Here is a 22,732-nt window from a genome sequence, read left to right as displayed (position 1 = left end):
ATACCGGCCGCCGCTGCCGACCGGCCGGACTAGAAGTCCTCGTCCAGGTCCACGGTGCCCTCGACGGCCACCTGGTAGGCCGACGGGCGGCGCTCGAAGAAGTTCGTCAGCTCCTGGACGCCCTGGAGCTCCATGAACGAGAACGGGTTCTGCGAGCCGTACACCGGCGGGAAGCCGAGGCGCACCAGGCGCTGGTCGGCGACGCACTCCAGGTACTCGCGCATCGAGTCGGTGTTCATGCCCGGCAGGCCGTCACCGCACAGGTCGCGGCCGAACTGCAGCTCCGCCTCCACGGCCTCCTTCAGCATGTCGGTGACCTGCTGCTGGAGGGCGTCGTCGAAAAGCTCCGGCTCCTCCTTGCGGACCGTGTCCACGACCTCGAACGCGAAGTTCATGTGCATGGTCTCGTCGCGGAAGACCCAGTTGGTGCCCGTCGCCAGGCCGTGCAGCAGGCCGCGCGAGCGGAACCAGTACACGTACGCGAAGGCGCCGTAGAAGAACAGGCCCTCGATGCACGCGGCGAAGCAGATCAGGTTCAGCAGGAAGCGGCGGCGGTCGGCGGCCGTCTCCAGGCGCTCGATCTTCTCGACCGAGTCCATCCACTTGAAGCAGAACTGCGCCTTCTCGCGGATGGAGGGGATCTCCTCGACCGCGTCGAACGCCGCCGCGCGGTCGTCCGGGTCGGGCAGGTAGGTGTCGAGCAGCGTCAGGTAGAACTGGACGTGCACGGCCTCCTCGAACAGCTGGCGCGACAGGTACAGGCGCGCCTCCGGGGAGTTGATGTGCTTGTACAGCGTCAGGACCAGGTTGTTCGAGACGATCGAGTCGCCCGTCGCGAAGAACGCGACCAGACGGCCGATCATGTGCTGCTCGGCCGGCGTCAGCTTCGCGAGGTCGGCGACGTCGGAGTGGAGGTCGACCTCCTCCACCGTCCAGGTGTTCTTGATCGCGTCCCGGTAGCGCTCGTAGAAGTCCGGGTAGCGCATCGGGCGGAGCGTGAGCTCGAAGCCCGGGTCGAGGAGGTTCTTCTTCTCGGTGGAGCTCATTACTGGCAGGCCTCGCAGGACTCGGGGTTCTCAAGGGAGCAGGCCAGCGCCTCGGCGTCCATGGCCTGCGGCAGCTGGGTGGGGGTGGCGGCGGCCGGGACGGCGGCGCCGGAGGCCGCGCGGGCGATCTTCGTCGCCGGGCGCGAGCGCAGGTAGTACGTGGTCTTCAGGCCCTGCTTCCAGGCGTACGCGTACATCGAGCTGAGCTTGCCGATGGTGGGCGTCTCCAGGAAGAGGTTCAGCGACTGGCTCTGGTCCAGGTACGGCGTACGGGCCGCCGCCATGTCGATCAGGCCGCGCTGCGGGATCTCCCACGCCGTGCGGTACAGCTCGCGAACCTCCTCCGGGATCCAGCCGAAGCCCTGGACCGAGCCGGAGGAGTCGCGCAGCGCCTCGCGGGTCTGCGCGTCCCACACGCCGAGCTTCTTGAGGTCCTCCACCAGGTAGCCGTTGACCTGGAGGAACTCACCGCTCAGGGTCTCGCGCTTGAAGAGGTTGGAGACCTGCGGCTCGATGCACTCGTACACGCCCGCGATGGAGGCGATCGTCGCCGTCGGGGCGATGGCGAGGAGCAGGGAGTTGCGCATGCCGGACTGGGCGACCCGGGCGCGCAGGGCGTCCCAGCGCTCGGGCCAGTGGCGCACGGTGTCGTAGTGGTCCGGGTGCAGGACGCCCTGGGCGGTACGGGTCTCGGCCCAGGCCGGGAGCGGGCCGGAGCGCTCGGCGAGGTCGCAGGAGGCCTCGTACGCGGCGAGCATGATCCGCTCGGCGATCTTCGTGGACAGCGCCTTGGCCGCGGCGGAGTCGAAGGGCAGGCGCAGCTTGAAGAAGACGTCCTGGAGGCCCATCGCGCCCAGGCCCACCGGACGCCACTTGGCGTTGGAGCGGCCGGCCTGCTCGGTCGGGTAGAAGTTGATGTCCACGACGCGGTCGAGGAAGGTCACGGCCGTGCGGACGGTCTCGTCCAGGCGCTCCCAGTCCATGTCCCCGTCGGCGACGAACGCGCCGAGGTTGACGGAGCCGAGGTTGCAGACGGCCGTCTCGCCGTCGTTGGTGACCTCGATGATCTCGGTGCAGAGGTTGGAGGAGTGGACCACCGTGCCCGGGAGCGCGGTCTGGTTCGCCGTCCGGTTGGAGGCGTCCTTGAACGTCATCCAGCCCTGGCCGGTCTGCGCGAGGGTGCGCATCATGCGGCCGTACAGGTCGCGGGCCGGCATGGTCTTCTTGGCGAGCCCGGAGGCCTCGGCCTTGACGTAGGCGGCGTCGAACTCCTCGCCGTACAGGTCGACCAGCTCGGGGACGTCGGCGGGGGAGAACAGCGACCACTCGGCGTCGGCGTTCACGCGGCGCATGAACTCGTCCGGGATCCAGTGGGCGAGGTTCAGGTTGTGCGTGCGGCGCTGGTCCTCGCCGGTGTTGTCGCGGAGCTCCAGGAACTCCTCGATGTCCGCGTGCCAGGTCTCCAGGTAGACGGCGGCGGCGCCCTTGCGGCGGCCGCCCTGGTTCACGGCGGCGACGGAGGCGTCGAGGGTCTTCAGGAACGGGACGATGCCGTTGGAGTGGCCGTTGGTGCCGCGGATCAGGGAGCCGCGGGCGCGGATGCGGGAGTACGAGAGGCCGATGCCGCCGGCGTGCTTGGAGAGGCGGGCGACCTGGTGGTAGCGGTCGTAGATGGAGTCCAGCTCGTCCAGGGGGGAGTCGAGGAGGTAGCAGGAGGACATCTGCGGGTGCCGGGTGCCCGAGTTGAACAGGGTCGGGGAGGACGGCAGGTAGTCGAGGCGGCTCATCAGGCTGTAGAGCGAGGCCACTTCCTCGACGGCGCGGACGCTTTCGTCCTCGGCGAGGCCGCAGGCCACGCGCAGCATGAAGTACTGCGGGGTCTCGATGACCTGGCGGGTGATCGGGTGGCGCAGCAGGTAGCGGCTGTGCAGGGTGCGCAGGCCGAAGAAGCCGAAGCGGTCGTCCGCGCCCTCGGCGAGCGCGTGCTCGACCAGGGCGTTCAGGCGGGCGGCGTGGGCGGCGACGAACTCGGCGGTGCGGTCGGCGATCAGGCCCTCGCGGTGGCCGACGGCGACGGACTCGGCGAAGGAGGTGGCGCCCTGGCCGGCGGCCTCGTCGGCGACGGCGAGCGTCAGCAGGCGGGCGGCGAGCCGGGAGTAGGCCGGGTCCTCGGAGATCAGGCCGGCGGCGGCTTCGGTGGCGAGCCCGCGCAGTTCGGCCTCGTCGGCGGCGGCGCTGCGGCCGCGCAGGGCGGCGGCGGCGATCCGGCCGGGGTCGGTGTCGGGGAGGTCGGCCGTGAGCTCGGTGAGGGTCCGCAGCAGGGCGGCCCCGGGACCTTCTGCTTCGGGGTGGTCGGACTCGGCGCGCGGTGCGGCGGGCGCGATGGTCACGGGGGAGCTCTCCCTCACTCGGCCCGGTCATCGGCGGAGCGGGGCGCGAGCGGGCGCGCGCGGGCAGGGGCCCGTGAGGGCGGCACCGCGCGGCGTCCACCGGCCCAACCGCGAGGCCCGGACGAATCGACACCCCGGTTCGGTCGATCCGGGGGCACTGCCGGCAGGTCTTCGGACTCGCGGATACGCCGCTGGGCGTACGTCTCACCGTTGCGGGACAGTTCCGGATTCCCACCGGATTCCCCTGCGGCGGCAGCAGGCATGAGCATACATGTGGGGGCGACCTGATGCGGTAGCCCCCACATGTTGTGTCGGGTGCATGCGGAGCGTGTCCTCACAGCTCCATTCGGTACGTGAGCAGGGTCAGTGCGGGGATGGGCGACCAGTCCAGTTCCGGCGTACGGGCGAACCCGAGCCGCTCGTAGATCCGCTGGGCCCCGCGCATGGCCGGCTGGGTGGACAGCACCAGTGCCGTGACCCCGTCCAGGGCCCGGGCCCGTTCGGCGCACGCCCGTACGAGGGCCTCCCCGACGCCCTGCCCGCGCGCCTCGGCGGCGACGGCGAGCATCCGGAACTCGGCGTCGTGCGGCCCGGCGATGTCGGCGAGCCGGCTTCCGGGCGCGGCGAAGGTGACCCCGCCGAGGAGCACCCCGTCCCGCACGGCGACGAGCACCTCCCCGTCGGAGGCCCGCCCGGCGACGTCGCGCAGCACGTTCAGGTAGGTGTCGTCGTCGTTGAGGTCGAGCAGCCCGTCCCCGGTGTAGGCCCGCCCGGTGATCTCCCCGAGCCGCGCGTACTCGTCTTCCCGTGCCGTCCTGATCTCGAAGTCCATGCCACCGAGTGTGCGCCACGGGCCCGGTACGCCGAAGGGCCCCGCCGTCTCCGGTCGGAGACGGCGGGGCCCTGCTCCGTGCTCAGCAGCAGCGGAAGCCCTTGCGGGGGTCGGCCTCGCGGGCGTCCGTGCGGGCGTGTTCGAAGGCGCGGCGGGTCATGACCTCGGCCTCGGGGTCGTGGGAGCGGGCGTGGGCGACGTAGCGGTCGTACGCGGCCTCGCCGGAGAACTCCCGCACGAAGTAACGGGCCTTCGCCAGCGCCGACCGGACCGCGCCGCTCATGCGACCGGGTCCTTCACGCGGCCGCCGCCGTTGTCGAGGCCGGCCGCCGCGAGCTGGGCCTTCTCCTCGGCCGTGGCGATCAGCCCCGCCGGGGCGATGATCTTCGACTCGCTCCACGGGACCTCGCTCAGGCGGACCGACCCGGGGTCGGAGACGGCCTTGAAGCAGGTGCGGGCCGCGTCCAGCAGGACGATGACGATCAGCACGGCGAAGAGGGCGGAGAGGACCCCGTCGACCGTGGCGTTGGTGACCACGGTGTGCATCTCGTCCATGTTCTTGGCGGGCGGCAGCACCTTCCCGGCGTCGATGCCGGTCTGGTACTTGTCGCGCTGCGCGAAGAAGCCGATCTTCACGTCGTCGGAGAAGACCTTCTGGTAGCTCGCGGTGAGGGTGACGGCCACGTCCCAGGCCAGCGGGACGCCGGTGACCCAGGCCCACTTGAGGCGGCCGGACTTGACCAGCAGGGTGGTGCACACCGCCAGGGCGACGGCGGCGAGCAGCTGGTTCGCGATGCCGAACAGCGGGAACAGCTGGTTGATGCCGCCCAGCGGGTCCTTGACGCCGACCCACAGGAAGTAGCCCCAGCCGCCGACGACGACCGCGCTGGCCAGCCAGACGCCCGGCTTCCAGCTGACGTCCTTGAAGGACTTGTGCACGTTGCCCAGGGTGTCCTGGAGCATGAACCGGCCGACGCGGGTGCCCGCGTCCACCGTCGTCAGGATGAACAGGGCCTCGAACATGATGGCGAAGTGGTACCAGAACGCCTTCATCCCGGCCCCGCCGAACACGGAGGAGAAGATCTCCGACATCCCGAGCGCGAACGTCGGCGCTCCGCCCGTGCGGGACAGCAGGGTGGTCTCCTCCACGTCCTTGGCGGCCTGCGCGAGGGCGTCGGGGGAGATGGCGAAGCCGAGGTGGCCGACGGCCGCCGACGCGCTCTGGACGGTGGTGCCGATGACCCCGGCGGGGGAGTTGACGCCGAAGAACAGGCCGGGCTCGATGATGCAGGCGGCGATCACGGCCATGACGGCGACGAAGGACTCGGTGAGCATCGCGCCGTAGCCGATGACCCGGACCTGGGTCTCCTTCTGGATCATCTTCGGGGTGGTGCCCGAGGCGACCAGCGAGTGGAAGCCGGACAGGGCCCCGCAGGCGATGGTGATGAAGACGAAGGGGAACATCGACCCGGCGAAGACCGGGCCGTCGCCGCGCGTGGCGAAGTCGGTGACCGAGGGCATCTTCAGCGTCGGCATGGCGATGACCACGCCGATCGCCATCAGGGCGATGGTGCCGACCTTCATGAAGGTCGACAGGTAGTCGCGCGGGGCGAGCAGCAGCCACACCGGCAGGACGGAGGCGATGAAGCCGTACCCGATCATCCAGATGACCAGGGTCTCCTTGTCCAGGGTGAAGAAGTCGGCCCAGGAGGACTCCGCGACCCAGCCGCCCGCCACGATGGCGAGGAGCAGCAGTGCGACGCCGATGACGGAGACCTCGGTGACCCGGCCCGGCCGCAGGTAGCGCAGGTAGACGCCCATGAAGAGGGCGATCGGGATGGTCATGCCGATGGAGAAGACGCCCCAGGGGGAGTGCCCCAGGGCGTTGACGATGACCAGGCCGAGCACCGCCAGCAGGATGATCATGATGGTGAACACGGCGAGCAGGGCGGCGGCCCCGCCGACGGGGCCGATCTCGTCCCGGGCCATCTGGCCGAGCGAGCGGCCGTCGCGCCGGGTGGAGAAGAACAGCGTCACCATGTCCTGGACGGCGCCGGCGAAGATCACGCCCGCGACGATCCAGATCGTGCCCGGCAGGTAGCCCATCTGGGCGGCGAGCACCGGGCCGACGAGCGGACCGGCGCCGGCGACGGCGGCGAAGTGGTGGCCGAAGAGCACGCGCCGGTCGGTGGGGTGGAAGTCGACACCGTTGTCGAGGCGTTCGGCGGGGGTGGCCCGGGTGCCGTCCAGCTTCAGCACGCGGTTCGCGATGAACCGCGCGTAGAAGCGGTAGCCGATGGCGTACGAACCCAGCGCGGCGGCCAGCAGCCAGGCGGCGGAGATCTCCTCACCGCGCGAGAGTGCCAGCACGCCCCAGCCGACGGCGCCGACGAGGGCCACGAGCACCCAGACGGCGATGGACTGCGGGGTGGCTCTCGCCGCCGGTGTCCGCTGCGTCCCTGTTGCTCCCGGTTCCGGCATGATCCTCGTCCCCTCGTTGATCATTTGCGTACAAGCGCACGGAATCTACGGGGGGTTGTCGGTGGACGTAACCCCTCGTCCGCATAGCGGTACGAGCGTCCACCGGCGTTCGAAGGCGCGTCAACCGTTGATCACACAGCGGGTCGCTGGAGACGGGCAACGAACTTATAACGGTCGCCGCGATATACCGATCGCACCCATTCGACCGGTTCGCCTTCGGCGTCCAGCGAGTGGCGCGAGAGCATCAGCATCGGCAGGCCCACGTCCGTGCCGAGCAGTCCGGCCTCGCGCGGGGTGGCGAGGGAGGTCTCGATGGTCTCCTCGGCCTCCGCGAGCCGGACGTCGTACACCTCGGCGAGGGCGGTGTAGAGGGAGGTGTACTTGGCGAGCGAGCGGCGCAGTGCGGGGAAGCGCTTGGCCGACAGGTGCGTGGTCTCGATGGCCATCGGCTCGCCGCTGGCCAGGCGCAGCCGCTCGATGCGCAGCACCCGCCCGCCGGTGGCGATCTTGAGCAGGCCGGCGAGGGTGTCGTCGGCGGTCACGTAGCCGATGTCGAGGAGCTGGGAGGTGGGCTCCAGGCCCTGGGCGCGCATGTCCTCGGTGTAGGAGGACAGTTGCAGCGGCTGGGAGACCTTGGGCTTGGCGACGAAGGTGCCCTTGCCCTGGATGCGCTCCAGCCGCCCCTCGACCACGAGCTCCTGCAGCGCCTGCCGGACGGTGGTCCGGGAGGTGTCGAACTCGGCCGCGAGCGTCCGCTCCGGCGGTACTGGAGTGCCGGGGGGTAGCGTTTCGGTCATGTCGAGCAAGTGCCGCTTGAGTCGGTAGTACTTGGGCACACGTGCCGTTCGAGTGGCTGGTCCGCTCTCCGGCTCCGTGGTCGCCCCTTCGGTGGACATCGCCGCCCGCCTTCCCGACTCCAGTTTCGCTGCCGTCACCGGCTCCTCCGATATGTGCGGTCACATGGTGACACGGGCGGGAGGGCAGGCCTCCTCCCTCCCCCAGGTGTCGGTCCGATAACGGACCGAGCACCCGCTCATTAGACCCTTGACACCCCTAAAGGTCTAGGCCAAGCTCCCGGTACTGGTCTACACCAATATGGATCAGATCCCGGCCCCACGGCAGTACTTCGTATGTATGTCACCGCGGCGGGCGAGGGAAGTGCAGAGAGCATCCCTGAGGAGGGTGGCGTGAAGCGCAAGCTCATCGCGGCGGTGGGAGTCGCCGGCATGGTAATCGGCCTGGCGGCGTGCGGTGACTCGGGCAGCAAGGCGGGCGGCGACGGCAAGGCCTCCGACGCCAAGGAGCTGACGGTCTGGCTGACCGTCGACGCCCAGAAGAACTGGCCCGAGCTGGTGAAGGCCGCCGACGACGCCATCGTCGCGAAGCACCCGGGTCTGACCGTCAAGCACGAGTACTACGGCTGGCCGGACAAGAACGCCAAGCTGGACGCCGTGCTCGCCACGGACAAGGCCCCGGACGTTGTCGAGATGGGCAACTCCGAGATGATCGGCTACATGTCGACCGGTGCCTTCGCCGAGGTCGACCCCTCGAAGTTCGAGAACTCCGCCGCCTGGCTCGACGCCCTCAAGCAGTCCGTCACCTACGAGGGCAAGACCTACGGCGTCCCCTACTACGCCGGTGGCCGCGTCGGCACCTGGCGCAAGGACATCGCCGCCGAGGCCGGCATCACCGCCACCCCGAAGTCCTGGGCCGAGTACACCGCCGCCCTGGACAAGATCCAGGCGGCCAAGGGTGACAAGTTCAGCGCCCTCTACCAGCCGTCCCCCGACTGGTACGCGGCCATGTCCTTCGTCTACGACGCGGGCGGCGCCATCGCCAAGAAGGACGGCGGCAAGTGGAAGGGCGCCCTGTCCTCCCCCGAGTCGCTGAAGGGGCTCAAGCAGTACAAGGAGCTCCTCGACAAGTACATGCACGCCGACAAGACCAAGGACGAGTCGGACCGCCCGGTCGTCTTCGGCCAGGGCAACTCCGCCGCGATCTTCGCGGCCGCGTGGGAGGGCAGCACCGCCGCCACCCCGGAGAACGACAAGGTCGGCGGCCTGACGGACAAGCTGGAGAACTTCGTCCAGCCCGGCCCCAACGGCAAGAACCTCCCGGTCTTCCTCGGCGGCTCCGACCTGGCCATCCCCACCAAGTCCAAGGCCCAGGACGTCGCGGCCGAGTGGATCAACGCCTTCACCGGCGCCCAGGGCCAGAAGGGCCTGATCGCCAAGGGCAACCTGCCGAACAACAAGACGGACCTCGGCCCGCTGAAGGCCGACCCGAAGACCCAGGTCGCCGCCACGGCCGCCGAGTCCTCCTGGTTCGTCCCCACCGCCCCCGGCTGGGGCCAGGTCGAGAAGGCCAAGATCCTCCAGACGATGCTCCGTGACCTCGGTACCGGCGGCAAGTCGGTCGAGGACGCGGCCAAGGCCGCCGACGCCGAGATCGACAAGGTCATCAACACCAAGTGACCTGAAGTCGCAGGGCCCCGCCGGACGGCGGGGCCCTGCCGACCGTCAAGAGAGGGACTTCCGAGGAGCGCGCGATGAGTGCCGCACAGACAACCACCGCCGAACTGCCGCCGGCGAAGCAGCAGACCTCCCCCGGAGCCGGGAGCGGAAGCACGGGCGCGCCGGGGAAGGCCGCCCGCAAGGGGAGCGGTGCCACCCCCTGGCTGCTGCTGGCGCCCTGCCTGCTGATCATCGTCCTCATCATGGGCTACCCGCTCTACAGACTGGTGACCCTCTCCTTCCAGAAGTTCGGCAAGTCCGAACTCTGGGGCTTCAAGGACCCCGAGTGGGTCGGGTTCGACAACTTCTCCAAGATCCTCGGCGACGGCGTCTTCTGGTCCGTCGTCCTGCGCACGGTCCTCTTCGCGGTGGGCGCGGTCGTCTTCACGATGGTCATCGGCATGCTCATCGCGCTGCTGCTCCAGAAGGTCTCCGGCTTCGTCAAGATCCTCATCAGCATCGCCCTCGTGGCCAGCTGGGGCATGCCGATCATCGTCGCCACCGCCGTCTTCAAGTGGCTGTTCGACGCCGACTACGGCGTCCTCAACTACCTGCTCAGCAAGCTTCCCGGCGTGGACATGGTCGGCCACAACTGGTTCGCCAGCGGCCCCCAGGGACTCGCGGTGATCATGCTCCTCGTGGTCTGGGGCGCCGTGCCGTTCGTGGTCATCACCCTCAGCGCGGGCCTCACGCAGGTCCCCAAGGAACTGGAAGAGGCGGCCCGCCTCGACGGCGCCGGCGCCTGGGGCGTCTTCCGGCACGTCACCCTGCCCATCCTGAAGCCGATCATCGTCATGCTGACGACCCTCTCGGTCATCTGGGACATGGGCGTCTTCCCGCAGGTCTTCGTGATGCGAAACGGCAACCCCGAGGCCAAGTTCCAGCTGCTGACCACCTACTCGTACCAGCAGGCCTTCACCGTCAACGACTACGCGACCGGCTCCGCGATCGCCCTGGTGACCGTGCTGCTGCTGCTCGGAGTCGTCGCCGTCTACATGCGCCAGATGCTCAAGATCGGAGAGGTGGAGTGACCTCGACCACCGCAACCGCCGCGCCCCTCAAGCGCGTGAAGAAGTCCAAGCTCGGCTGGAACCTCATCGGCCTGCTGGTCTTCGTCGTCGTGGGCTTCCCCGTCTACTGGATGCTCAACACGGCGTTCAAGCCGGCCAAGGACGCGATCGACCCGAACCCCCACTTCTTCCCCACCACGTTCACGCTGGACAACTTCCGGCGCGCCCTGGAGATCTCCGACTTCTGGGGGCCGGTCGGGCGCAGCCTGATCGTCTCCAGCGTCGTGGTCGTCATCGGCATCGCCGTCGGCATGCTGGCGGCCCTGGCCATCTCCCGCTTCGCCTTCCGCGGGCGCAAGGCCGTCATCGTGGGCATCCTGGCCGTCCAGATGATCCCGCTCGTCGCGATGATCATCCCGGTCTTCCTCCTGCTGAACGACCTCGGCCAGTACGACAAGCTCACCGGCCTGATCATCACCTACCTGACCTTCATCCTCCCCTTCACGGTCTGGACGCTGCGCGGCTTCATCGTGAACATCCCCAAGGAGCTGGAGGAAGCGGCCCAGGTCGACGGCTGCACCCCCACCGGCGCCTTCATCCGGGTGGTCTTCCCGCTGCTCGCCCCGGGCATGGTCGCCACCTCCGTCTACGGGTTCATCCAGGCGTGGAACGAGTACCTCTACGCCCTGATGCTGATGAGCCAGCAGAAGCAGACGGCCACGGTGTGGCTCGGGAACTTCACCACGCTGCACGGCACCGAGTTCGCCCCGATGATGGCCGGCTCCACCATGATGGCGATCCCGATCGTGGCCCTGTTCCTCGTCGTCCAGCGCAAGATGGCCGCGGGCCTCACCGCCGGCGCCGTGAAGGGATAACGGCCGTGACGATCCTCGCGCACCACACCGACACCCTGACCCGCGACGCGCTCGCCGTCCTCCAGCCCGGCTTCGAGGGCACCACCGCCCCCTCCTGGCTGCTGCGCCACATCGGCGAGGGCCTCGCCTCCGTCGGCCTCTTCGGCCGCAACATCACCGCGCCCGAGCAGCTCACCGCGCTCACCGCCCAGCTGCGCCGCGAACGCGAGGACCTCCTCGTCGCCATCGACGAGGAGGGCGGCGACGTCACCCGCCTGGAGGTCCGGGGCGGCTCCTCCTTCCCGGGCAACCTGGCGCTCGGCGCCGTCGACGACACGGACCTGACCCGCGAGGTCGCCCGCGAACTGGGCCGCCGCCTCGCCGAGTGCGGGGTGAACTTCAACTGGGCCCCGTCCGCCGACGTCAACTCCAACCCCGACAACCCGGTCATCGGGGTGCGCTCCTTCGGCGCCGACACCGCCCTCACCGCCCGGCACACCGCCGCGTACGTCGAGGGCCTCCAGGCCGCCGGGGTCGCCGCCTGCACCAAGCACTTCCCGGGCCACGGCGACACCAACGTCGACTCGCACCACGCGCTGCCCCGCATCGACGTGGGCCTGGACACCCTCCAGGCCCGCGAGCTGGTCCCGTTCCGGGCGGCCATCGAGGCCGGCACCAAGGCCGTCATGAGCGCCCACATCCTGGTGCCCGCCCTCGACCCGACCCGCCCCGCCACCCTCAGCCCGCAGATCCTCACCGGTCTGCTGCGCAAGGAACTCGGCTACGAGGGGCTCATCGTCACCGACGGCATGGAGATGAACGCCATCGCCGGCACGTACGGCATCGAGCGCGGCTCGGTGCTGGCCATCGCGGCCGGCGCCGATGCCATCTGCGTCGGCGGGGGCCTCGCCGACGAGGCGACCGTGCTGCGTCTGCGCGACGCGCTGGTCGCCGCCGTCCGCGAGGGCGCGCTGCCCGAGGAGCGGCTCGCCGACGCCGCCGAGCGGGTGCGCGCCCTCGCCGGATGGACCTTCCGGGCCCGGCCGGACGCGCGGCAGGAGGGGAGCCGCGCGTCCGGCATCGGCCTGGAGGCAGCCCGCCGCGCACTGGCCGTGTCGGGCACCCCGGCCCCCGTGGCCGCCCCGTACGTCGCCACGCTCGCCCCCGTCGCGAACATCGCGGTCGGTGACGAGACCCCCTGGGGGGTGGCCGAGGAGCTGGCCGCCCTGGTCCCGGGGACCGCCTCGGGCGTCTACTCCGAGGGCTCGGGCGCCGGGGACGTACTGGCGGCCGCGGGGGACCGCACGGTCGTCGCGGTGGTCCGCGACGCGCACCGGCACCCGTGGATGACCGGTGTGCTGGACGCCCTGGTCGCCGCGCGGCCCGACACCGTGGTGGTGGAGATGGGCCTGCCGCGCGCCGAGCCGCGCGGGGCGCTGTACATCGCCACGCACGGCGCCGCCCGGGTCTGCGGGCGGGCCGCGGCCGAGGTCGTCGCCGGCGCCCGGTAGACCACGGGCACACGCGGAAGGGCCGGGCCCCCGAGGAGGGGGGCCCGGCCCTTTTCCGTCGTTCCCGTGCGCTTACAGGCCCTGCCAGGCGGGCTTGTTCGCGTAGGTGTGGCGGAAGTAGTCGGCCAGCTTCAGCTTGGAGGCGGCGGCCTCGTCCACGACGACGGTCGCGTGCCGGTGCAGCTGGAGCGCGGAGGCCGGGACCAGGGCCGACAGCGGGCCCTCGACGGTCTGGGCGACGGCCTCGGCCTTGCCCTCGCCGGTGGCCAGCAGGACCAGGTGGCGGGCGTCGAGGATGGTGCCGATGCCCTGGGTGATGACGTGGTGCGGCACCTGCTCGATGTCGTCCTCGAAGAAGCGCGCGTTGTCCACGCGGGTCTGCTCCGTGAGCGTCTTGATGCGGGTGCGGGAGGCCAGGGAGGAGCAGGGCTCGTTGAAGCCGATGTGGCCGTCGGTGCCGATGCCCAGCAGCTGGAGGTCCACCCCGCCGGCGTCGGCGAGGGCCTGGTCGTAGGCCTCGCAGGCCGCCTGGACGTCGGCCGCGGAGCCGTCGGGGCCCATGAAGGAGTCCTCGGTCAGGCCCAGGGGCTCCACGACCTCGCGCAGCACGACCGCGCGGTAGGACTCCGGGTGCCCGGCCGGCAGCCCGACGTACTCGTCGAGCTGGCAGATCCGGGCCCGGGAGGCGTCGACCTCGCCGGCCGCGACCTTGGCGGCGAGCGCCGCGTAGATGGGCAGCGGGGTGGATCCGGTCGCCACGCCCAGCAGGGCGTCGGGCTTGCGGCGGACCAGGGCGGCCATGGCCTCCGCGATGAGCTCGCCGCCTGCCTTGGCGTCCGGGACGATGACAACTTCCACGCGGGGCCTGCCGATCTGAAGAGGGTGCGGGGTTGTGGTATAGACCAATCTAGCAGAGCGTCCCCCCGGATGGCGGTACTCCGCCCCACCCATCGTCCCGCCGTTCCGGCCCCCGCGCCCGGTCGGCCGGCTACTGCAGGGCCAGCTGCAAGCCCCCCGTGGCGGACAGGTGCTGGCCCGTGATCCAGCGGGAGTCCGGGGAGGCCAGGAAGGCCACCACGTCGGCCACCTCCTCCACCGTGCCCACCCTGTCGAACACCGACCGCGACGCCGCGTGCGCCCGGGCCGCCGGATCGGCCAGCCAGGCCGCGTTCAGCTCGGTCTCGGTGATGCCGGGGCCCACCGAGTTCACCGTGATCCCGCGCGGCGCGAGCGCGGCGGCCAGCGAGACCGTCAGCGCGTTCACCGCGCCCTTGGCCATGATCGTGGCGAGGATCGCCGGGAGGGCGATGTCCGGGGTGCCCGTGACGTTGACGATCCGGCCCCCGTCCGCGAGCCGCTCCAGCCCGTGCTTGATCACGAAGAAGGGGGCCTGCGCATTGAGCGCCTGGACCCGCTGGAAGGTCTCCTCGTCCGTCTCGCCGATCCCCGCGAAGGTCGCCGCCCCGGCGTTGTTCACCAGCACGTCCACCCGCCCGGTGTGCGCCGGGTGGGCCTCGTACGCCGCCCAGAGCGCCTGCGCGTCCCCCGGCACCCCGAGCTCCGCGCCGATCGCGAAGGCCCGGCCGCCCGCGGCCTCGATCGCGGCGACGGTCTCCTTCGCCGCCGCCTCGTTGCGCCCGTAGTGCACGGCGACCAGCGCGCCGTCCCGCGCCAGCCGCTCCGCGACGGCCCGCCCGATACCCCGGCTGCCGCCCGTGACCAGCGCCGTCTTTCCCTTGAGCACGCCCATGACGCGCCCCCCTCCATCATTCGGTAGTGGTCGCTACAGAAAGGACCGTATCAGATTCCTTAGCGAGCGCTATAGAATCGTCCGCATGGTGACAGGACAGCGCGGCAGGCCCCGCTCCTTCGACCGGGACGCCGCCCTCGACAAGGCGATGCTGGCCTTCTGGGAACACGGCTACGAGGCCACGTCCATCTCCGACCTGACCCGCACCCTGGGCATCGGCGCGCCCAGCCTCTACGCGGCCTTCGGCGACAAGCGCAAACTCTTCGACGAGGTCGTCGTGGTCTACGGCAGCCGCTACGGGGACTTCGCGGGCGTCGCGCTCCGCGAGGAGCCCACCGCCGGCGCGGCCATCGGCCGGATCCTGCGGGAGGCGGCCGAGATCTACACCGACCCGGCCCACCCGCCGGGCTGCATGGTGATCAGCGCGGCCGCCAACACCACCTCGCAGGAGGTGGCCGAGGCCCTGCGCGAGCGCCGCAACGCCAACCTGGCGATGTTCGAGAGCCGGATCAGGGCCGACATCGCGAGCGGCGTCCTGCCCGCCGGCACGGACGCGCGGGCGCTGGCCCGCTACGCCGGAGCGGTGCTCCAGGGCATGAGCCAGCAGTCGCGCGACGGGGCGACCCGGGAGGAACTGGAGGCGGTGGCGGAGCGGGCGCTGCTGGCCTGGCCGCAATGATCGGGCGCGCTCCGGCGTGATACCGCGGGGAATTCCGCACGCGGTCGGCATTTCCTCTGGGCCACGGTGCAGGACGGGACCCTCAACCCGTCCGGCACCGTAGCCCGGAGTACTTACGGCCGTCAGGTGTGCGGTTCCCGGCGGCCGGTGGGAGGTGTCTGCGCGGTCAGGGCAGAACGCGCGGCCACCTCGATCCGTCCTCCTGTGCGGGGAGGGCGGAAGCTTCGGTCAATTGTGGACTAGACCAATCTGTCCTGTCCATCCAAAGCGCGGACCTACTGGCCCGTCACTTCCTCCAACAGTACGCGGAGTGCGCCCTTCCTGGATACTCCCGAGTACCCGTCGTGGGGAAAGTCATCCCCGTACCCGGGGTACGCTCGCAATGTGCCCTCCATGAACGATCTCGTACGCCAGCACACCGCCCTCGGTGAAACCGACCTGGAGTGGCTGCACCTGCTGGTCTCGGAGTGGCAGCTGCTCTCCGACCTCTCCTTCGCGGACCTCGTGCTCTGGGTCCCCACCCTCGACGGCACCCGCTACGTCTCCGTCGCGCAGATGCGGCCGAACACCGGCCCCACCTCGTACCAGGACGACATGGTCGGCCACCTCGTGCCGCGCGGCCGCCGCCCGCTGCTCGACGCCGCCCTCGACGAGGGCCGGATCGTGCGCGAGGGCGACCCGGAGTGGCGCGAGGAGGTGCCGGTCCGCGTCGAGTCGATCCCCGTCCGCCGCGAGGGCCGGGTCCTCGGCGTGATCGCCCGCAACACCAACCTGCTCACTGTGCGTACACCCAGCCGGCTGGAGCTGACCTACCTCCAGTCCGCCTCCGACCTCGCGCAGATGATCGCCGCGGGCTCCTTCCCCTTCCCCGGCCAGCAGGTCGACATGGACGCCTCCCCGCGCGTCGGCGACGGCCTGATGCGCCTCGACGCCGACGGCGTCGTGACCTACGCGTCCCCCAACGCCCTCTCCGCCTACCACCGGCTCGGCCTCGCCGCCGACCTGGTCGGCCAGCACCTGGGCACCACCACCGCCGAACTCGCCCCCTCCCGCGGCCCGGTGGACGAGGCCCTCGCCAAGCTCGCCAGCGGCTGGGCCCCCCGCGAGACCGAGGTCGAGGGCAACGGCGGGGTCATCCAGCTCCGCGCGATCCCGCTCAAGCCCAAGGGCACCCGCATCGGTTCCCTGGTCCTGTGCCGCGACGTCACCGAACTGCGCCGTCGCGAACGTGAACTGATCACCAAGGACGCCACCATCCGGGAGATCCACCACCGGGTGAAGAACAACCTCCAGACGGTGGCGGCGCTGCTGCGCCTCCAGGCACGCCGGATGGACTCCGAAAGCGGCCGCGAGGCGCTCAACGAGGCGGTGCGGCGCGTCGGTTCGATCGCGATCGTGCACGAGACCCTCTCCCAGAACCTGGACGAGCGGGTCGAGTTCGACGAGATCGCCGACCGCGTGATCGCCATGGTCGCCGAGATCTCGCCCGGCAAGGTGCAGTGCCGCCGCGTCGGACGGTTCGGGATCCTGGACGCGGAGGTGGCCACTCCGCTGTCGATGGTGCTGACCGAGGTCCTCCAGAACGCCCTGGAGCACGCGTTCACCCAGGGGGAGGGCGGCACGGTCGAGGTGACCGCCGCCCGCAGCGGCTCGGGCCGTGCCGACGGCCGGCTGCTGATCACCATCCTCGACGACGGCTGCGGCCTGCCCGAGGGCTTCGACCCGCAGAAGGCCGGCAACCTCGGGCTGCAGATCGTCCGGACCCTCGTGGAGGGGGAGCTCGGCGGCACCTTCGACATGGTCCGCGCCGAGCCGCGCGGCACCAAGGTCGTCCTCGACGTCCCGGTCAGCTCACAGAAGTAGCCCCCCACCGTCCGTCACTCACCGTGACGGACCGGTGCGGGGAAAGCACTGAGCCCCGGACCGAAGGGTGATCGGTCCGGGGCTCAAGAGCACGTTGCTGAGCGCTATACGGGTACTACGCGCTGCGCGTCGAGGCTCGAAAGTCGATATCAGGCGCTGGCGTTGCGCGCCCGGTTGCGAGCGGCGCGGCGCTTCATGGCGCGGCGCTCGTCCTCGCTCAGGCCGCCCCAGACACCGGAGTCCTGGCCGGACTCGAGCGCCCACTGCAGGCACTGCTCCATGACGGGGCAACGGCGGCAGACGGCCTTGGCTTCCTCGATCTGCAGCAGCGCAGGACCGGTGTTGCCGATGGGGAAGAAGAGCTCGGGGTCTTCCTCGCGGCAAACGGCGTTGTGACGCCAGTCCATGGCTGCTCCATCTCCTTGTATTGCGGGCAGGTTGCTTGTGAATGTGAACGCTTTCACGAATCCCCCCGTGAGGGAAGGGCCGACGCCCAGTTGCCTGGTGCGGTCCGAGATTCGTGGTGGGGTTCTGGCGCTCTGTGTGGGTGCCGGGTTCTGCGGGCTGTCCCGAACGCCATGTAGAGATTCGCAAACCTCGGACGGGGATACAACCCCTTCCGGAAAGTTTTTTTGGATTCGTCGGTGTCGACTAGGTCACAGCCCTAGTTCCTAGGGGTGGACTGGCGTGTAAACGTTCGACTGAAAGGATTTTGGACTCTTCTACTCACACAATCACACGCAGTGCACGGCGAACGCCTGTGAACCGAACGCTGGTGCGCACTCCGAGGTGATCGCCGTCCATCTGGAAAGGGAGGGGAACCTTCGAATGCAAGGTGAAGTCGGTCAGATCGTGCAGAGACACGGCGTGCTTGCCGTGCGGACCGCGCTCAGGAGTCGAGGTCAGGAGCTGTGTCGCGTACCGCGCGACCGCCGGAGTTGACAAACGGTCCAGCGCCAATACGTCAAGCGCGGTGTCGAACGAGGCCTCCGGAGAGGCGTACAGCGGGCGATTTCCCAGGTACGTCCACGGAGAGGTGTTGCAGACTATCGACAGCACCAGATCCGTCACCGGATCCATGTCCGGCCGCTCCAGCGTGATCGTCCCGTGCCGGCGGTTGGGCTCCTCCCAGAACTGCCGCATCAGCTGTCGTACATACAGGGCGTGCGTCGAACGCTTGCCGCGCTCCCGCTGCTGCTCGACCCGCCCCACCACACCCGCGTCGAAACCGAAGCCCGCGCAGAACGTGAACCAGCGCGACGGGACCGACTCGTCCTCCGTGCCCGGCACCCCCGCGGCCAGCCCCAGGCCCACCGTCCGCTCGCGCCGCTCCCGCAGCGCGTCCAGCAGGGCGCCGGTCGCCTCGACCGAGTCGTTCGGCAGCCCGAGCGCCCGTGCGAAGACGTTCGTGGAACCGCCCGGCACCACCGCCAGCCGCGGCAGGTTCTCCGGATCCGGGCCGTCGTGCAGCAGCCCGTTCACCACCTCGTTGACGGTGCCGTCACCGCCCAGGGCCACCACCAGGTCCAGCCCCTCGTGCGCGGCCTTGCGCCCCAGGTCACGGGCGTGCCCCCGGTACTCGGTGGTCACCGCCTCCAGCTTCATCTCGCTGGCCAGGGCGTGGGTGAGGACGTCGCGCGTGCGCGCACTGGTGGTCGTCGCTGCTGGGTTGGCCACGAGAAGTGCACGCATGGTCGCCAGACTACCCACCCCCGCGCACCCCGCCCCTACCGACCGTCCCCGTCCGGACCCGCCCCGCCGCGGCTACCCTGCTGGGGTGAGCAAGAAGCCGAGCCCCCGCACCCCCGCCGCGTCCCCCGAAGGCCCCGCCGCCGCGACCACGGAACCCAGGACGCTGCCCGGCCGGCTGACCGCGGCCGCCGCACTGACCGCCCTGGAGGGCCTCGCCCTCGCCGGCCTCGGCGTCTACATGCTGTTCGTCGGCATCGCCGGCCACCCCGACTCCCCGCAGCAGGCCGAGACCGGGGGAGTCACCCTGCTCGCCCTCGCCGCGCTCCCGCTGATCGCGGCCCGCGGGCTGCGCCTGGGCCGCCGCTGGAGCCGCGGCCCCGCGCTGATCACCCAGCTGATGGCCCTCCCCGTCGCCTGGACCCTGTGGACCACCGGCGGGGCGATGACCGCCGCCGCCGTGGCCCTCGCCCTGGCGGCGGTGGCCGTCACCGGGCTCCTGGTGAACCCGACGGCGACCGAGGCACTGGGCATCGGACCCGCGGACCAGGCCCGATAACCCCTCCGGCACCCTTCGATCACTCCTCGACGAGGAGCTTGTCCCGCAGCTGGGCCAGCGTCCGCGCCAGCAGCCGGGAGACGTGCATCTGCGAGATGCCCACCTCCTGGGCGATCTGCGACTGGGTCATGTTCCCGAAGAAACGCAGCAGCAGGATCCGCTTCTCCCGCGGCGGCAGCCCCTCCAGCAGCGGCTTGAGCGACTCGCGGTACTCGACGCCCTCCAGCGCCTCGTCCTCCGAGCCCAGGGTGTCCGCCACCGCCGGCGACTCGTCGTCGGTGTCCGGCACGTCCAGCGACAGCGTGCTGTAGGCGTTGGCCGACTCCAGCCCCTCCAGCACCTCCTCCTCGGAGATCCCCAGCCGCTCCGCCAGCTCGTGCACCGTCGGCGAACGGCCGTGCTGCTGGGACAGCTCCGCCGTGGCCGTCGTCAGCGACAGCCGCAGCTCCTGCAGGCGCCGCGGCACCCGCACCGCCCAGCCCTTGTCACGGAAGTGCCGCTTGATCTCGCCGACCACCGTCGGGGTGGCGTACGTCGAGAACTCCACCCCCCGGTCCGGATCGAACCGGTCCACCGACTTGATCAGGCCGATCGTCGCCACCTGCGTCAGGTCGTCCAGCGGCTCGCCCCGGTTGCGGAACCGCCGTGCCAGGTGCTCGACCAGCGGCAGGTGCATCCGCACCAGCCGGTTGCGCAGCTCCGCCCGCTCCGGGGACCCGTCGGGCAGCTCGCGCAGCTCGAAGAACAGGGCCCGCGCGCCACTGCGGTCGCGCGGATCCGGCACCGCCGCGTGCGCCTCGTCCGGCAGCTCCGGGGCCGGGGCCTCCGGTGGCTGTGGTTGGTCGTGCTGGTTCTCGCTCATAGGGCCCGCCCGTCGCTCCGCCGAGTCCAAAAAGCCGTCTTCCGCATCCGCGTCAGCCGGGTGCGGCCGGGCGTGGTGCTGCTCCGGGATGCCGCCGTCGACCTCGTGCCGTACCCGGGGCCGATCCCCGCCCCGCACCGGGATCTCCCCGCCGCTCACGCCGGGCCTGGTCCCGCGCCGCGTTGTTTGTAGAGGCTGATGCTCACCGTCCGGTTGTCCTCGACCGTCGCCTCGACCTTGCCGGCCAGCGCCGACAGCACGGTCCACGCGAACGTGTCCCGCTCCGGCGCGCGCCCGTCGGTGGTGGGCGCGGAGACGGTCACTTCCAGTGAATCGTCGATCAACCGGAAGACGCAGCTGAGGACGGAGCCCGGCACGGCCTGCTGGAGCAGGATCGCGCAGGCCTCGTCCACCGCGATGCGGAGGTCCTCGATCTCGTCGAGGGTGAAGTCCAACCGTGCCGCGAGACCGGCCGTGGCCGTTCGCAGCACCGACAGGTAGGCACCCGCAGCCGGCAGCCGGACTTCCACGAAGTCCTGGGTCCCGGGCTCGCCTGCGATCTGGGACACCCTCACCTCCAAGGTGGTACGAGCTCTGTTCGCCGGTGACGCTATCGCGATCCGGGCGATCGTGTCGCGGCACCCCTCATGGCGCCCTCTGTGGAGCGCCCGGGCCGACCCCACCTCTGTGCAGTGACCGATGGTAAGCCCATGAGTACACACAGTGGCTAGGGGTCTGCGGGCCCAAATCGGGGGAACCGGCGGAGGGTTGAACTACCCCGCTTCAGACGATCGAACCGTCGACAAAACACCAACGCCACGTCTCACCCGGTTCGAAGCTGCGCATCACCGGATGGCCCGTCTCCTGGTGGTGCGCGGTGGCGTGCCGGTGGGGAGAGCTGTCACAGCAGGCCACGTACCCGCACCCCAGGCACATCCGCAGCTGGACCGGATGGCTGCCGAGCACCTGACATTCCGGGCACGTCAGTGCACTGGGGACAGGCTCGGGGCGCGGCAGTTCGGCAACGTGGGTGCACTCGCTCATGATGGCCAGGTTACGGCCAGGGCGCGGGTGGGACATCGGCGACGACGGATGGGGATGGATCTTCGATGGAGGTATTGCCGCTGGTGGCGCTGGTGGCGGTGAGCGCCGCCGTGGCGGGGGCGGCCCGGCGCACCCCCGTGCCGGCGCCGCTGCTGCTGGTCGCCGTGGGACTCGTCGCGGCGTACGTGCCCGGGGTGCCCTCGTACGCCCTCGACCCGCACATCGTGCTGCCGCTGCTGCTCCCGCCGCTGCTGCACACGGCCGCGGTCGACAGTTCGTACCTGGACCTGCGGGCCAACGTACGGCCCATCGCCCTCCTCTCGGTGGGGTACGTGCTGTTCGCGACGCTCGCGGTGGGCTGGGTGACGTACCTGGTCGTACCCGGGGTGTCACTGCCGGTGGCACTGGTGCTGGGCGCGGTCGTGGCCCCGCCCGACGCGGTCGCGGCCACCGCGATCGCCCGGCGGCTCGGGCTGCCGAGCCGGGTGACGACCATCCTGCAGGGCGAGTCCCTGGTGAACGACGCCACCGCCATCACCGCCTACAAGGTGGCCCTGGCCGCCGCCGTCGGCACGAGCGCCGGCTGGTCGGGCGGACTCGCCGAGTTCCTCCTGGCCTCGGTGGGCGGCGTCGGGGTCGGCCTGCTCCTGATGGTCCCGATCCACCAGCTGAGGAAACGGCTGCGGGAGCCGCTGCTCCAGAACACCCTCTCCCTGCTGATCCCCTTCGTGGCGTACGCGGCCGCCGAGCGGGTGCACGCGTCGGGCGTCCTGGCCGTGGTGGTCGTGGCCCTCTACCTCGGGCACCGCAACTGGCAGGTCGACTTCGCGACCCGGCTCCAGGAGGAGGCGGTGTGGAAGGTCGTCGCGTTCGTCCTGGAGTCGGTGGTCTTCGCCCTGATCGGCCTCCAGCTGCCGGTGGTCCTGAAGGGGCTGAGCGAGTACGAGGGCCTGGCGGCCGCCTGGTACGCGGTCGCGGTGTTCCTCGCCGTGGTGGTGGCCCGGTTCGTGTGGGTGTTCCCGGCGACCTTCATGCCGAGATGGGTCTCGGAGCGGATCCGCGCGCGCGAGCCCGACACCGACTGGAAGTCCCCGGTGATCGTGGGGTGGGCCGGGATGCGGGGGGTGGTCTCCCTGGCGATCGCGTTCTCGGTGCCGATGAGCGTGCCGCACCGCAACCTGATCCTCTTCCTCACGTTCACGACGGTGATCGGCACCCTGGTCGTGCAGGGCCTGACCCTCCCGCCCCTGATCCGCGCGCTGCGGCTGCCGCCGCGCGACGCCCAGGCCGAGACCCTGGCGGAGGCCCAGGCCCAGAGCGAGGCCTCCCGGGCGGCGGAGGAACGCCTCACGGAACTCCTGGAGGACCCGGCGAACAGCAGCCTGCCGCCGCCCCTGGTGGACCGCCTGCGCACGGTCCTGGAACGCCGCCGCAACGCGGTGTGGGAGCGCCTGGGCGAGGTCAACCCGCTGACGGGCGAGTCGGCGGACGAGGTCTACCGCAGGCTGGCCCGCGAAATGATCGAGGCGGAACGGGAGGTCTTCGTGGCCCTCCGGGACCGCCGCCGCATCGACGACGAGATGCTCCGCGGCCTGCTCCGCCGCCTGGACCTGGAGGAGGCGGCGGCCTACCGGGAGGAGACGGGCTGA

Annotated in this window: 21 protein-coding genes and 1 riboswitch; of the genes, 8 read left to right on the top strand and 13 right to left on the bottom strand. The window is 70.7% G+C overall.

Features of this window, described 5'->3' with window-relative positions:
- Positions 1 to 29: 29 nt before the first annotated feature.
- From ACFVXK_RS09400 to ACFVXK_RS09375, 6 genes are all read right to left on the bottom strand, one after another.
- On the bottom strand, positions 30 to 1,046 hold the full coding sequence (locus ACFVXK_RS09400; RefSeq protein ID WP_358899304.1) for a ribonucleotide-diphosphate reductase subunit beta: 1,017 nt from the start codon (positions 1,044 to 1,046) through the stop codon (positions 30 to 32).
- Entirely contained in the window at positions 1,046 to 3,436 is a 2,391-nt protein-coding gene (locus tag ACFVXK_RS09395) for a ribonucleoside-diphosphate reductase subunit alpha (RefSeq protein WP_389610914.1), read from the bottom strand. The genes ACFVXK_RS09400 and ACFVXK_RS09395 overlap by 1 nt, the downstream gene beginning before the upstream one ends.
- A 144-nt stretch (positions 3,437 to 3,580) precedes the next feature.
- A riboswitch (cobalamin riboswitch) is annotated at positions 3,581 to 3,712 on the bottom strand.
- A 58-nt stretch (positions 3,713 to 3,770) separates the two neighbouring features.
- Complete coding sequence (locus ACFVXK_RS09390) at positions 3,771 to 4,268, bottom strand: GNAT family N-acetyltransferase (protein WP_389610913.1); 498 nt, start codon at positions 4,266 to 4,268, stop codon at positions 3,771 to 3,773.
- Positions 4,269 to 4,350: 82 nt separating this feature from the next.
- Positions 4,351 to 4,551: a YbdD/YjiX family protein gene (locus ACFVXK_RS09385; protein WP_389610912.1), complete on the bottom strand. Its 201-nt coding sequence runs from the start codon at positions 4,549 to 4,551 to the stop codon at positions 4,351 to 4,353.
- Positions 4,548 to 6,749 carry a carbon starvation CstA family protein gene (locus tag ACFVXK_RS09380; RefSeq protein ID WP_389610911.1) on the bottom strand — a complete coding sequence of 734 codons (2,202 nt, stop codon included), beginning with the start codon at positions 6,747 to 6,749 and terminating at the stop codon, positions 4,548 to 4,550. Before ACFVXK_RS09380 ends, ACFVXK_RS09385 begins: the two co-directional genes overlap by 4 nt.
- Before the next feature lie 131 nt (positions 6,750 to 6,880).
- Complete coding sequence (locus tag ACFVXK_RS09375) at positions 6,881 to 7,645, bottom strand: GntR family transcriptional regulator (RefSeq protein ID WP_358899310.1); 765 nt, start codon at positions 7,643 to 7,645, stop codon at positions 6,881 to 6,883.
- Positions 7,646 to 7,936: 291 nt separating this feature from the next.
- Between ACFVXK_RS09375 and ACFVXK_RS09370 the strand changes: the two genes are divergently transcribed.
- The 4 genes from ACFVXK_RS09370 (at position 7,937) to ACFVXK_RS09355 (ending at position 12,637) form a co-directional block, all read left to right on the top strand.
- On the top strand, positions 7,937 to 9,223 hold the full coding sequence (locus ACFVXK_RS09370) for an extracellular solute-binding protein (protein ID WP_389610910.1): 1,287 nt from the start codon (positions 7,937 to 7,939) through the stop codon (positions 9,221 to 9,223).
- Positions 9,224 to 9,297: 74 nt separating this feature from the next.
- The gene (locus ACFVXK_RS09365) at positions 9,298 to 10,293 is read left to right on the top strand and encodes a carbohydrate ABC transporter permease (RefSeq protein ID WP_389610909.1); all 996 of its coding nucleotides are present in this window, start codon (positions 9,298 to 9,300) and stop codon (positions 10,291 to 10,293) included.
- Positions 10,290 to 11,147, top strand: coding sequence for a carbohydrate ABC transporter permease (locus ACFVXK_RS09360; RefSeq protein WP_389610908.1), 858 nt, complete (start codon positions 10,290 to 10,292; stop codon positions 11,145 to 11,147). Before ACFVXK_RS09365 ends, ACFVXK_RS09360 begins: the two co-directional genes overlap by 4 nt.
- 5 nt (positions 11,148 to 11,152) lie before the next feature.
- The gene (locus tag ACFVXK_RS09355) at positions 11,153 to 12,637 is read left to right on the top strand and encodes a glycoside hydrolase family 3 protein (protein WP_389610907.1); all 1,485 of its coding nucleotides are present in this window, start codon (positions 11,153 to 11,155) and stop codon (positions 12,635 to 12,637) included.
- Positions 12,638 to 12,709: 72 nt separating this feature from the next.
- Here the strand turns inward: ACFVXK_RS09355 and nagB are convergent, their stop codons facing one another.
- Complete coding sequence (gene nagB, locus ACFVXK_RS09350; protein WP_389610906.1) at positions 12,710 to 13,495, bottom strand: glucosamine-6-phosphate deaminase; 786 nt, start codon at positions 13,493 to 13,495, stop codon at positions 12,710 to 12,712.
- A 130-nt stretch (positions 13,496 to 13,625) separates the two neighbouring features.
- Positions 13,626 to 14,387: an SDR family oxidoreductase gene (locus ACFVXK_RS09345; protein ID WP_389610905.1), complete on the bottom strand. Its 762-nt coding sequence runs from the start codon at positions 14,385 to 14,387 to the stop codon at positions 13,626 to 13,628.
- Between the two features lie 85 nt (positions 14,388 to 14,472).
- Between ACFVXK_RS09345 and ACFVXK_RS09340 the strand changes: the two genes are divergently transcribed.
- Both ACFVXK_RS09340 and ACFVXK_RS09335 read left to right on the top strand, forming a co-directional pair.
- Positions 14,473 to 15,066 (top strand): TetR/AcrR family transcriptional regulator, encoded by a 594-nt coding sequence (locus tag ACFVXK_RS09340; RefSeq protein WP_389610904.1) that lies wholly within the window; start codon positions 14,473 to 14,475, stop codon positions 15,064 to 15,066.
- A 393-nt stretch (positions 15,067 to 15,459) separates the two neighbouring features.
- Entirely contained in the window at positions 15,460 to 16,929 is a 1,470-nt protein-coding gene (locus ACFVXK_RS09335; RefSeq protein WP_389610903.1) for a sensor histidine kinase, read from the top strand.
- A 149-nt stretch (positions 16,930 to 17,078) separates the two neighbouring features.
- Here the strand turns inward: ACFVXK_RS09335 and ACFVXK_RS09330 are convergent, their stop codons facing one another.
- Together ACFVXK_RS09330 and ACFVXK_RS09325 are read right to left on the bottom strand one after the other, a co-directional pair.
- Positions 17,079 to 17,336, bottom strand: a complete 258-nt coding sequence (locus tag ACFVXK_RS09330; protein ID WP_003953983.1) for a WhiB family transcriptional regulator — start codon at positions 17,334 to 17,336, stop codon at positions 17,079 to 17,081.
- Positions 17,337 to 17,655: 319 nt separating this feature from the next.
- Positions 17,656 to 18,621 (bottom strand): diacylglycerol/lipid kinase family protein, encoded by a 966-nt coding sequence (locus ACFVXK_RS09325; protein ID WP_389610902.1) that lies wholly within the window; start codon positions 18,619 to 18,621, stop codon positions 17,656 to 17,658.
- Positions 18,622 to 18,706: 85 nt separating this feature from the next.
- Here ACFVXK_RS09325 and ACFVXK_RS09320 point away from each other — a divergent pair, with 85 nt between their 5' ends.
- Positions 18,707 to 19,177 (top strand): hypothetical protein, encoded by a 471-nt coding sequence (locus ACFVXK_RS09320; protein ID WP_389610901.1) that lies wholly within the window; start codon positions 18,707 to 18,709, stop codon positions 19,175 to 19,177.
- Positions 19,178 to 19,196: 19 nt separating this feature from the next.
- On the opposite strand, the gene ACFVXK_RS09315 is transcribed toward ACFVXK_RS09320, so the two are convergent.
- From ACFVXK_RS09315 to ACFVXK_RS09305, 3 genes are all read right to left on the bottom strand, one after another.
- Positions 19,197 to 20,183 (bottom strand): RNA polymerase sigma factor SigF, encoded by a 987-nt coding sequence (locus tag ACFVXK_RS09315; protein ID WP_389610927.1) that lies wholly within the window; start codon positions 20,181 to 20,183, stop codon positions 19,197 to 19,199.
- Between the two features lie 11 nt (positions 20,184 to 20,194).
- The gene (locus tag ACFVXK_RS09310) at positions 20,195 to 20,608 is read right to left on the bottom strand and encodes an anti-sigma regulatory factor (RefSeq protein ID WP_042816094.1); all 414 of its coding nucleotides are present in this window, start codon (positions 20,606 to 20,608) and stop codon (positions 20,195 to 20,197) included.
- Between the two features lie 214 nt (positions 20,609 to 20,822).
- Positions 20,823 to 21,083, bottom strand: a complete 261-nt coding sequence (locus tag ACFVXK_RS09305) for a UBP-type zinc finger domain-containing protein (RefSeq protein ID WP_389610900.1) — start codon at positions 21,081 to 21,083, stop codon at positions 20,823 to 20,825.
- Positions 21,084 to 21,148: 65 nt separating this feature from the next.
- On the opposite strand from ACFVXK_RS09305, the gene ACFVXK_RS09300 reads away from it, so the two are divergent.
- On the top strand, positions 21,149 to 22,732 hold the full coding sequence (locus tag ACFVXK_RS09300) for a Na+/H+ antiporter (protein ID WP_389610899.1): 1,584 nt from the start codon (positions 21,149 to 21,151) through the stop codon (positions 22,730 to 22,732).

Origin of the sequence: Streptomyces sp. NPDC058157 (assembly GCF_042884105.1) — a bacterium.
Classification (GTDB): Bacteria; Actinomycetota; Actinomycetes; order Streptomycetales; family Streptomycetaceae; genus Streptomyces.
Note: the sequence above shows the minus strand (reverse complement) of the source record. Positions and strands in the feature narration are given on the sequence as shown.

What these genes read in the sequence shown, in the direction of transcription:
- ACFVXK_RS09400 (WP_358899304.1), bottom strand. Translation starts at nt 1,046, where the DNA reads ATGAGCTCCACCGAGAAGAAGAACCTCCTCGACCCGGGCTTCGAGCTC.
- ACFVXK_RS09390 (WP_389610913.1), bottom strand. Translation starts at nt 4,268, where the DNA reads ATGGACTTCGAGATCAGGACGGCACGGGAAGACGAGTACGCGCGGCTC.
- ACFVXK_RS09385 (WP_389610912.1), bottom strand. Translation starts at nt 4,551, where the DNA reads ATGAGCGGCGCGGTCCGGTCGGCGCTGGCGAAGGCCCGTTACTTCGTG.
- ACFVXK_RS09380 (WP_389610911.1), bottom strand. Translation starts at nt 6,749, where the DNA reads ATGCCGGAACCGGGAGCAACAGGGACGCAGCGGACACCGGCGGCGAGA.
- ACFVXK_RS09375 (WP_358899310.1), bottom strand. Translation starts at nt 7,645, where the DNA reads ATGTCCACCGAAGGGGCGACCACGGAGCCGGAGAGCGGACCAGCCACT.
- ACFVXK_RS09365 (WP_389610909.1), top strand. Translation starts at nt 9,298, where the DNA reads ATGAGTGCCGCACAGACAACCACCGCCGAACTGCCGCCGGCGAAGCAG.
- ACFVXK_RS09345 (WP_389610905.1), bottom strand. Translation starts at nt 14,387, where the DNA reads ATGGGCGTGCTCAAGGGAAAGACGGCGCTGGTCACGGGCGGCAGCCGG.
- ACFVXK_RS09340 (WP_389610904.1), top strand. Translation starts at nt 14,473, where the DNA reads ATGGTGACAGGACAGCGCGGCAGGCCCCGCTCCTTCGACCGGGACGCC.
- ACFVXK_RS09335 (WP_389610903.1), top strand. Translation starts at nt 15,460, where the DNA reads ATGAACGATCTCGTACGCCAGCACACCGCCCTCGGTGAAACCGACCTG.
- ACFVXK_RS09330 (WP_003953983.1), bottom strand. Translation starts at nt 17,336, where the DNA reads ATGGACTGGCGTCACAACGCCGTTTGCCGCGAGGAAGACCCCGAGCTC.
- ACFVXK_RS09325 (WP_389610902.1), bottom strand. Translation starts at nt 18,621, where the DNA reads ATGCGTGCACTTCTCGTGGCCAACCCAGCAGCGACGACCACCAGTGCG.
- ACFVXK_RS09305 (WP_389610900.1), bottom strand. Translation starts at nt 21,083, where the DNA reads ATGAGCGAGTGCACCCACGTTGCCGAACTGCCGCGCCCCGAGCCTGTC.
- ACFVXK_RS09300 (WP_389610899.1), top strand. Translation starts at nt 21,149, where the DNA reads ATGGAGGTATTGCCGCTGGTGGCGCTGGTGGCGGTGAGCGCCGCCGTG.